Genomic DNA, 7,911 nt, shown 5'->3' on the forward strand with positions numbered 1-7,911 from the left:
GTGCCGCGCGGCCGGCCCCGGCGGCGGGCGGGGCCCGCGGGGCGGAAGTGCGTCCTGGGAGAGCCGCCGGCCCGCCGGGAACGCCGCGGATGCCGCGGGCGGGCGGTTCCCGGGTGACGGCGGTCGGTGCCGGATGGCAGGCTGAGAGGGTGACCGAGATTGATCCGAAGATCGACGCCCTTGTCCCGTCCTGGCTCACCCTCCCCGAGATCGCCGAACGGCTGGGAGTCGAAGTGACCAGGGTCCGGCAGTGGGTCAAGGAAGGCCAGCTCATCGCCGTCCGGCGCGGAGAGAACCGCGTGCTCCAGGTTCCGTCCGACTTCATCGCCGAGGACCGCATCGTGAAGGGGCTCCCGGGCACCATCACGCTGCTGAAGGACGACGGTTTCACCGTCGAGGAGATGCTGGAGTGGCTGTTCACTCCCGATGACACCCTGCCCGGAACGCCGGCGCGGGCACTGCGCGAGAATCGCGGCACCGAGGTGAAGCGCCGCGCCCAGGCCCTCGCCGTGTGACGCCCCCGCGGGGGGTGCGCGGCCGCGCCGTGGCGGCCGCGCACCCCCGGCTGCCCCTGTCCGGAACCCGAAGAGCGAGCCGTATGATCTCCGTCCGCCCCGGCACCCCGCCGGCCCCCCTTGCCGAGGCCCGCCTGGCCGACGCCCGCCTGTATCTGTGCACCGATGCCCGCACCCGGCAGGGTGATCTTCCGGAGTTCCTGGACGCGGTGCTGGCCGGCGGCGTGGACATCGTCCAGCTCCGCGACAAGGGCCTGGAGGCCCGGGAGGAACTCGCCCGCCTGGAGGTCTTCGCGGACGCGTGCCGCCGGCACGGCAGACTGCTGGCGGTCAACGACCGGGCGGACGTGGCCCACGCCGCCGGGCCGGACGCGCACATCCTCCACCTGGGGCAGGGCGACCTGCCGGTCCCGGCCGCCCGCGCCATCCTCGGCTCCCGGGTGCTGATCGGCCGCTCCACGCACAGCCCGGCCGAGGCGGACGCGGCCATGGCCGAGCCCGGCACGGACTACTTCTGCACCGGCCCGTGCTGGCCCACCCCGACCAAGCCGGGCCGTCCCGCCCCCGGACTGGACCTGGTGCGGCACACCGCGGCCCGCTCGCCGCGGCGCCCCTGGTTCGCCATCGGCGGCATCGACGCGGACAACCTCGACCAGGTGCTGGACGCCGGCGCCCGCCGGGTGGTGGTGGTCCGGGCGATCACCGAGGCCGAGGACCCGGGCAAGGCCGCGGCCGCGTTCGCCGCCCGGCTGCGCGCCCGGCCGCTCGCCCTCGCGGACGGCTCAGGACCGGCGTGATCCGGCCACTCCGGGAGGGTTCCGGCCGTCCGAACTCCGGACGGAGCAGGGGAAGCCGGCCGCGCCCTGGGTAGCCTCGGGGCATGGCCCTAGGACTTCCCTCCGTGCGGACGAACGGCACACGCACCGTGCGTGAACTGCTGGCCGGCGGAGAACGCTCGTACTCCTTCGAGTTCACGGCGCCCCGCACCGAGAAGGCCGAGCGCGCGCTGTGGGAGGCCATCCGGCAGGTGGAAGCGGTCGGCCCCACCTTCGTCTCGGTGACCTACGGCGCCGGCGGGCGCTCCCGGGAGGGCACCATCCGGGCCACCGAGCGGATCGCGGACGACACCATCCTGACCCCGGTCGCCCACCTGACCGCGGTCAACCACTCCAAGGCCGAACTGCGCAACATCATCGGCCGCTACGCGGACGTGGGCATCCGCAACATGCTGGCGGTGCGCGGCGACCCGCCCGGCGACCCGATGGGGGAGTGGATCCCGCACCCGGAGGGCGTCACCTACGCCGCTGAGCTGGTGGAACTCATCAAGGAGTCCGGCGACTTCTGCGTCGGCGTGGCCGCCTTCCCGGAGATGCACCCGCGCTCCGCCGACTGGGAGACCGACATCCGGCACTTCGTGAACAAGTGCCGGGCGGGCGCCGACTACGCCATCACGCAGATGTTCTTCCACGCCGAGGACTATCTGCGGCTGCGCGACCGGGTGGCCGCGGCGGGCTGCGACGTCCCCATCATTCCGGAAATCATGCCGGTCACCAGCGTGCGGCAGATCGAGCGCTTCGCCCAGCTCAGCAACGCGGCCTTCCCTCCCGGGCTGGAACGGCGGATTCTGGCGGTCCGGGACGACCCGGCAGCGGTACGCTCGGTCGGAATCGACTATGCCACGGAGCTGTGCGCGCGGCTGATGCAAGAGGACATCCCCGGACTCCACTTCATCACCCTCAACCGTTCCATGGCCACGCTGGACATCTACCGGAATCTGGGTTTGGATCGGCACACCTAGTTCCACGAGGAGAGGGCGGACATGGGCTGGGCGGTCCTCTACGTCGCGTTCGGACTCGTCGCCTTCTGGCTTCTCGGTGAGGTGCTGCTCCAGTACAAGGCAAGACTGCGGTGGCGGCTGCTGGCGTTCTGCGGTTTTCTCGGCGTGGTGCTGGGCGTGATGCTGCCGTCCCTGCCGCTGATCGCGCTCGGCGCGACCGGGTTCGCCATCGGGCAGACGCTGGTCACCCTCTCCTACCGCAAGGGCTTCTCCACCGGCTGGGCGCTGGGCGGCAGGNGGCAGACGCTGGTCACCCTCTCCTACCGCAAGGGCTTCTCCACCGGCTGGGCGCTGGGCGGCAGGCCCGGCACCAGCCGGCGGCGGCGCGGCGAGGTGCGGCCGATGCCCCCGGTGGAGGACGACCGCGCCGCCGCGGCGGCGGACGGCCCCGACGACGGGCCCGGCGGGCCGGACACCGCGGCCGGGCCGCCGGAGGACGGGGACACCGGCCGCTACCGGGACGAGGGCTACCAGCAGCCCTACCGCGAGCCCTACCAGGAGCCCTTCCAGGACGACTACGCCGCCACCGCCGCCTGGCCGTCCGGCCGGGGCCCCGGTTCCGGCTACGGCGAGGAGTACGACACCGGCGAGCACGTGTACGCCACGGCCGAGTGGGGCGCGGACACGCCGCCGCCCGCCTTCTCCCCCCCGGGCTCCTCGGACGGCAGCGGCTACGCCTACTCCTCCTCCTACCAGAGCGCCCCGTTCCCGGACCAGTACACCGCGGGCTATCCGGGCGGCGAGCAGAGCTACGGGCCCTACTCGGACCCGTACATCGGGGGCACGGGCGGCAGCGGCCGGCTCTACCAGGAGTACGGCGGCGGCCAGGGCTACGGCGGCCAGGGCGAGTACGCCCCGCCGCCCCCGCCGTCCCACGATCCCTACACCTCCGGCGGCTACGACACGGGCAGCGGGCAGTGGGCGGCGGCCGCCGAGCCGTCCTACTACCAGGAGACCCCGCCGGGCGGGGTGTGGGTGCCGCAGCAGCGCGACCCGGGCGTGCCGGACGGCTACCCGCAGGCCGAGCCCGATCCCTACGCCACCGGCCAGGCCTACTACCAGCAGAACCGTTACTGAAGCCGCCCTGCCGCCCCGGCCGGCCTGCGCGCGGGCCGCCCGGCGCGCGGGCCGGCGGCGCCGGGATGCGCTCAGGAGGAGCCGCGCCAGGCGGGGCCCTCGGTGATCAGACCGGCCGCCATGGCACCGGACATGCCTGCGTGGGCCAGGCCGCCGCCGGGGTGGGCGAGCCCGCCCACCCGGTACGCCCCCGCCAGCCGCCCGGTGTTCGGAGCCGCCAGCCACGCCCCGTCACCGCCCGCGAGCGCGGGCGGGGGCACCGCCCCGCCGGGCATGCCGGTCTCCCGCGCCACGTCCGCCGGGGTGCGCAGCTCCCGCCAGAGAATCCGGGAGCGCAGCCCCAGACCGGCCGCCTCGGCGGCGTCCAGCATCCGTTCCCCGCAGGTCCGGGCCTCGGACGCCCCTGCCGCGCCGTCCGTGCCGGTCCCCGCCGGGACGGGCACGCTCAGCACCACGGCCTCGTGCCCGTCGTCCGGCCGCAGCGCCGGGTCGTCCGGGCGCAGCACGGTGACCGCCGGCAGGCCCGGGTCCCGGGGGTGCAGCACGGTCCGGTGCGCGGTGCCGTGCGGGCGCGCTCCGCGCAGCGCCAGCAGCAGGGTGCAGCGGCCGGTACCCCGGGGCCGGGCGCCCAGCCCGGGGGCGCCCCACACCACCCGGTCGGCCGCCTCGCGGCTGCCGTCGGCCAGCTCCACCCCGGCGGCCCGGCCGTCCCGCTCCAGCACCCCGGCGGCCTCCGCGCCGAACACGAACGCCACGCCCCGGTCGCGGCAGCGCCGGTACACCGCGTCGGCCAGCGCCCGCATCCCGCCCGCCGGATACCAGCTCCCGAACGTCTCCTCCACATAGGCCAGCACGGCGGCGTGCGCCGGGGCGGCCCAGGGGTCCACGCCGTAGCCGGAGACCACCGAGCCCAGCAGGGCGGCCAGCCGGGGATCGCGCAGCTCGTCCCGGCAGACGGCGGCCAGGGACGGGGCGCGGCGGCGCGTGGGCAGCAGACCCCGCCGCCGGGGCCCGGGCCAGTGCCCGTCGGTCAGGGCCCGCCGTCCGGTGGCCGGGGTCAGCGGCTCCTCCAGCAGCGGGCGGCGGGTGCGCTCCCAGGTCTCCCGGGCGCGGCCGAGCATCGCGGCCCAGCGCTCGCCCGCCCCGGGGCCGAGCGCCGCGTCCAGGGCCTGGCGGACGCCGCCGCGGGACAGGCCGGGCAGCCGCACCACGGTGCCGTCGGCGAAACGGTGCTCGGCGGCCGGGTCGACCCGGTGCAGCGGTACGCACTCCTCCAGCGGCTGCCGGCCGGTCTTCAGGAAGAGGTCGCGCCAGACGGCGGGCAGGTGCAGCAGCCCGGGACCGGTGTCGAAGGCGAAGCCGCCGCGCTCGTACCGGCGCAGCGCACCGCCGTGGGTGCCGGAGCGCTCGTAGACGGTCACCCGGTGTCCCGCGGTGGCCAGCCGGGCCGCCGCCGCCATCGCGCCCATCCCCGCGCCGACCACCGCGATCCGTGCCATGGGCCAGCACCCTACCCGGCGCGGCGCGGTGCCCGGCGGGCGGATGAGTACCTGCCTGAGTAGGTCTGCGGATGGGCAGGGCGCCCCGGGCACGGCACTGTGGAGACCAAGCGGACGGGGTGTCCGGATCCGGACCGCCGGCACGGGGCGGCGGACCGGGGGACGAGAACCGGCCGGGGGAAATGCCGGGAGCGATCCCGGCGGGGAACTGTGCTGGCGGGCAGCAGCGGCGGGGGCCGCACTGCCCGCCACACGCATGTCCGCCTCCGGACGGGTGTCCGCCGGGTGGCCGCCCGGCCACGGGGAGCCCGCGGGCCTCTTCCGTCTCGTGCGTTTCCGCAGGCCCGCGCAGCGGCAGCGGGGATGCCGGGCGGACCCTGCCGATTGTCAGTGGCGTGCGCAAGCATGGGAACAGACGTACTGAACGGCACGACTCGGATACAGGAAGAGACCTTGGACCGCTCAGTCCACTGAATGACGACTGGAGGTTCGTCATGACCGGACCCCCGACCGATGTGCACCCCGTGCTCCGCCGGGCACCCGCCTCTCCGGCGGCGCTCGACCTGCTCACCCAGGCCGAGCGCAGCCTGGACGAGGCCGGGGAGTGCACCGACATCGGCGACGCCTACGTCGCCGCCCATCTCTGCGCCCTGCGCACCGCCGCCGCGGTCCTCGCGGCGCGCGGCCGCCCGGAGAGCAGCCCGCGCGCCCGCCGGCGCATCCGACCGGTATGGGAGGTACTGCCCGAGGTCGCCCCCGAGCTGGGTGAGTGGAGCACCCTGTTCGCCGCGAGCGCCGTCCGCCGCGCCCGGGTGGAGGCCGGGATACGCGGAGTGGTGACCCGCCGCGACAGCGACGATCTGGTGCGCGCCGCCGGGATGTTCCTGCGTCTGGTGCAGGAGATGCTACTCCCTCAGGCGGTGCTGCCGCGCCAGAACGACCACTGAACCGGCACGGGAACCGGCACCGAGGTGCCGGCACGCGGCCGGAAACGGCCGTGAACACCCCGGTCGCCCCCGGTGTACGGGCGCGGGGCGGGGCCGGTGCGCGGCGTGCCCGCGGCGTGCCCGCTCCGCAGTGGGGGCGGCCCGCCGGAAGGCAGTAGTCTGCTGCCCGTACTCGCGGGGGGACCGCTGCGGGAGGACCCGCTGGTGCCGCCCGCCCGCGCACGCGTGCATGCGCCAGCCCAGCACCGAGGAGCAGTCCGACATGCCGTCTGAGCCCACAGCGCCCGGCCCGCACACCGCGCTGCGCCTGGGAGTGGTCTGGGATCTCGTGCTCCGGGCCCTGCAGAATGCCGCCGAGGCGACCGGCCGGCCCTCCCTGGACCTGCTGGACACCGGGGGCGGCAGCGGCATCTTCGCGGTGCGCGCCGCGCGGCTCGGCCACCGGGTCACGGTCGTCGACCCCAGTCCGGACGCCCTCTTCGCGCTGGAGCGGCGGGCCGCCGAGGCCGGTGTCGCCGGGCTGGTGCACGGTGTGCAGGGCGACACCGGCGACCTGCTGGAGGTGGCCGGCCGTGAGCGGTACGACATGGTGCTCTGCCACGGTGTTCTGGAGTATGTGGACGACCCGGTGACGGCCGTGGCCGCGGTGGCCGGCACGCTGCGCCCGGGCGGTGCGCTCAGCCTGCTGGCGGCCGGCCTGGGCGGGGCGGTGCTCTCCCGGGCGCTGGCCGGCCGGTTCACCGAGGCCCGGCAGGCGCTCGGCGACCCCGAGGGGCGGTGGGGCGCGTCCGACCCGGTGCCGCACCGCTTCACCACGCAGCGGCTGACCGGCGTGGTCTCCGCCGCCGGGCTGGTCCCGGGGGCGCTGCACGGCGTGCGGATCTTCGCCGACCTCGTCCCCGGCGCCCTGGTGGACACCGAGCCGGAGGCCCTGCAGGCGCTGATCAGGCTGGAGACCGAGGCGGCGGCGCACCCGGCCTTCCTGGCCGTGGCCGGGCAGCTCCATGTGCTGGCGCACCGTGCCCCGGCGCCGGGAGCCTGACCGCGCCCCGCCGGTGTTCCGCCGGTGTTCCGCCGCGGCCGGCTGGTTTGACCGGCCGCTGCCGCCGGGTACCCGGGACCTCCGGCGGGCTCCGCAGGGCCTTCCGGCTCGCCCGGTGAAACCCCGCGTTGACCCGTATCATCGTAGGTAGCCCTTCGGCATGGGCCGGGAAGAGTGTGGGCAGGACAACTCCACCCGCACTGCCCGGAACAGGGAGGCGGTGGGCGCAAAAGGCGTAGAGGGGTGGGTTTCACGGGGAGGCATCCCCGCCTATCCTTAAAGGGTCGGAACGGTCGCCCGCCGCGACCGACGAGTAGGAGGACTCCGTGCCGCTCTCTGAGCACGAGCAGCGCATGCTCGAGCAGATGGAGCGAGCGTTGTACGCCGAAGATCCCAAGTTCGCTACAGCGCTCGAAGGAAGTGAGCTGCGCACGTACACCCGGAAGCGGGTCTACCAAGCGGCATTCGGATTTCTGGTGGGCATCGCGCTTCTCATGGGCGGAATGGTCGCCCAGCAGATCTGGCTGAGCGTGGTCGGGTTCCTGATCATGCTCGGATGCGCCGTGCTGGCGGTCACCGGCTGGAAGAAGACACCCGCCCAGCCCGCCGGCGGGCAGGGCGCCTCCGGCCGCGGCGGCAGGCGGCCCGCCCAGGGCAAGCAGCGCCGGTCCATGATGCACCGCATCGAGGAGCGCTGGCAGCGCCGCCGGGACGAGCGCGATCGCTGACTCCGCACAGCGGGCAGCCGGACCGCGGCGGTGACGGGCCGCGGAAGCGACACAGCGGAACGGACGGGCGGGCCGCGGCCACACTGGCCGCGGCCCGCCCGTCCGTTTTCCGCCCGCCGACCCGGGGCCCCCGGTCCGTGACTCAGGCGTCCGCAGGCGTCCGTGGCTCAGCTGCTGCGCGGGCGGCGGCGCGGCAGGCGGACGCGGATGCGCAGCGCCGCCCGCAGCCGGGCGGTCCGGCGGTCCCGCCACTCCCGCAGCGCCGG

General features: G+C 75.6%; 8 protein-coding genes. 7 read left to right on the forward strand and 1 reads right to left on the reverse strand.

Going from position 1 to position 7,911, the window contains the following annotated elements; translation table 11 throughout:
- Positions 1-149 precede the first annotated feature (149 nt).
- The 4 genes from GQS09_RS25260 to GQS09_RS25275 all read left to right on the forward strand — a co-directional run bounded on the left by GQS09_RS25260 (position 150) and on the right by GQS09_RS25275 (position 3,429).
- Complete coding sequence (locus tag GQS09_RS25260; RefSeq protein ID WP_165989873.1) at positions 150-515, forward strand: Rv2175c family DNA-binding protein; 366 nt, start codon at positions 150-152, stop codon at positions 513-515.
- 83 nt (positions 516-598) lie between these two features.
- The gene (gene thiE / locus GQS09_RS25265) at positions 599-1,312 is read left to right on the forward strand and encodes a thiamine phosphate synthase (protein WP_165989874.1); all 714 of its coding nucleotides are present in this window, start codon (positions 599-601) and stop codon (positions 1,310-1,312) included.
- An 83-nt stretch (positions 1,313-1,395) separates the two neighbouring features.
- Positions 1,396-2,313 (forward strand): methylenetetrahydrofolate reductase [NAD(P)H], encoded by a 918-nt coding sequence (gene metF, locus GQS09_RS25270; protein WP_165989875.1) that lies wholly within the window; start codon positions 1,396-1,398, stop codon positions 2,311-2,313.
- A 21-nt stretch (positions 2,314-2,334) separates the two neighbouring features.
- Positions 2,335-3,429 (forward strand): hypothetical protein, encoded by a 1,095-nt coding sequence (locus GQS09_RS25275; RefSeq protein WP_165989876.1) that lies wholly within the window; start codon positions 2,335-2,337, stop codon positions 3,427-3,429.
- Positions 3,430-3,500: 71 nt separating this feature from the next.
- Here GQS09_RS25275 and GQS09_RS25280 read toward each other — a convergent pair whose 3' ends face one another.
- On the reverse strand, positions 3,501-4,928 hold the full coding sequence (locus GQS09_RS25280; protein ID WP_165989877.1) for an NAD(P)/FAD-dependent oxidoreductase: 1,428 nt from the start codon (positions 4,926-4,928) through the stop codon (positions 3,501-3,503).
- A gap of 494 nt (positions 4,929-5,422) precedes the next feature.
- Between GQS09_RS25280 and GQS09_RS25285 the strand changes: the two genes are divergently transcribed.
- The 3 genes from GQS09_RS25285 (at position 5,423) to GQS09_RS25295 (ending at position 7,645) form a co-directional block, all read left to right on the forward strand.
- Positions 5,423-5,875, forward strand: coding sequence for an SAV_6107 family HEPN domain-containing protein (locus tag GQS09_RS25285; protein ID WP_165989878.1), 453 nt, complete (start codon positions 5,423-5,425; stop codon positions 5,873-5,875).
- Positions 5,876-6,137: 262 nt separating this feature from the next.
- On the forward strand, positions 6,138-6,917 hold the full coding sequence (locus GQS09_RS25290) for a methyltransferase domain-containing protein (protein WP_165989879.1): 780 nt from the start codon (positions 6,138-6,140) through the stop codon (positions 6,915-6,917).
- A 326-nt stretch (positions 6,918-7,243) separates the two neighbouring features.
- Complete coding sequence (locus GQS09_RS25295) at positions 7,244-7,645, forward strand: DUF3040 domain-containing protein (RefSeq protein ID WP_165989880.1); 402 nt, start codon at positions 7,244-7,246, stop codon at positions 7,643-7,645.
- Positions 7,646-7,911: the final 266 nt, after the last annotated feature.

Origin of the sequence: Streptomyces sp. YIM 98790 (assembly GCF_011421595.1) — a bacterium.
Lineage (GTDB): Bacteria > Actinomycetota > Actinomycetes > Streptomycetales > Streptomycetaceae > Streptomyces.

What these genes read in the sequence shown, in the direction of transcription:
- thiE (WP_165989874.1), top strand. Translation starts at nt 599, where the DNA reads ATGATCTCCGTCCGCCCCGGCACCCCGCCGGCCCCCCTTGCCGAGGCC.
- metF (WP_165989875.1), top strand. Translation starts at nt 1,396, where the DNA reads ATGGCCCTAGGACTTCCCTCCGTGCGGACGAACGGCACACGCACCGTG.
- GQS09_RS25280 (WP_165989877.1), bottom strand. Translation starts at nt 4,928, where the DNA reads ATGGCACGGATCGCGGTGGTCGGCGCGGGGATGGGCGCGATGGCGGCG.
- GQS09_RS25285 (WP_165989878.1), top strand. Translation starts at nt 5,423, where the DNA reads ATGACCGGACCCCCGACCGATGTGCACCCCGTGCTCCGCCGGGCACCC.
- GQS09_RS25290 (WP_165989879.1), top strand. Translation starts at nt 6,138, where the DNA reads ATGCCGTCTGAGCCCACAGCGCCCGGCCCGCACACCGCGCTGCGCCTG.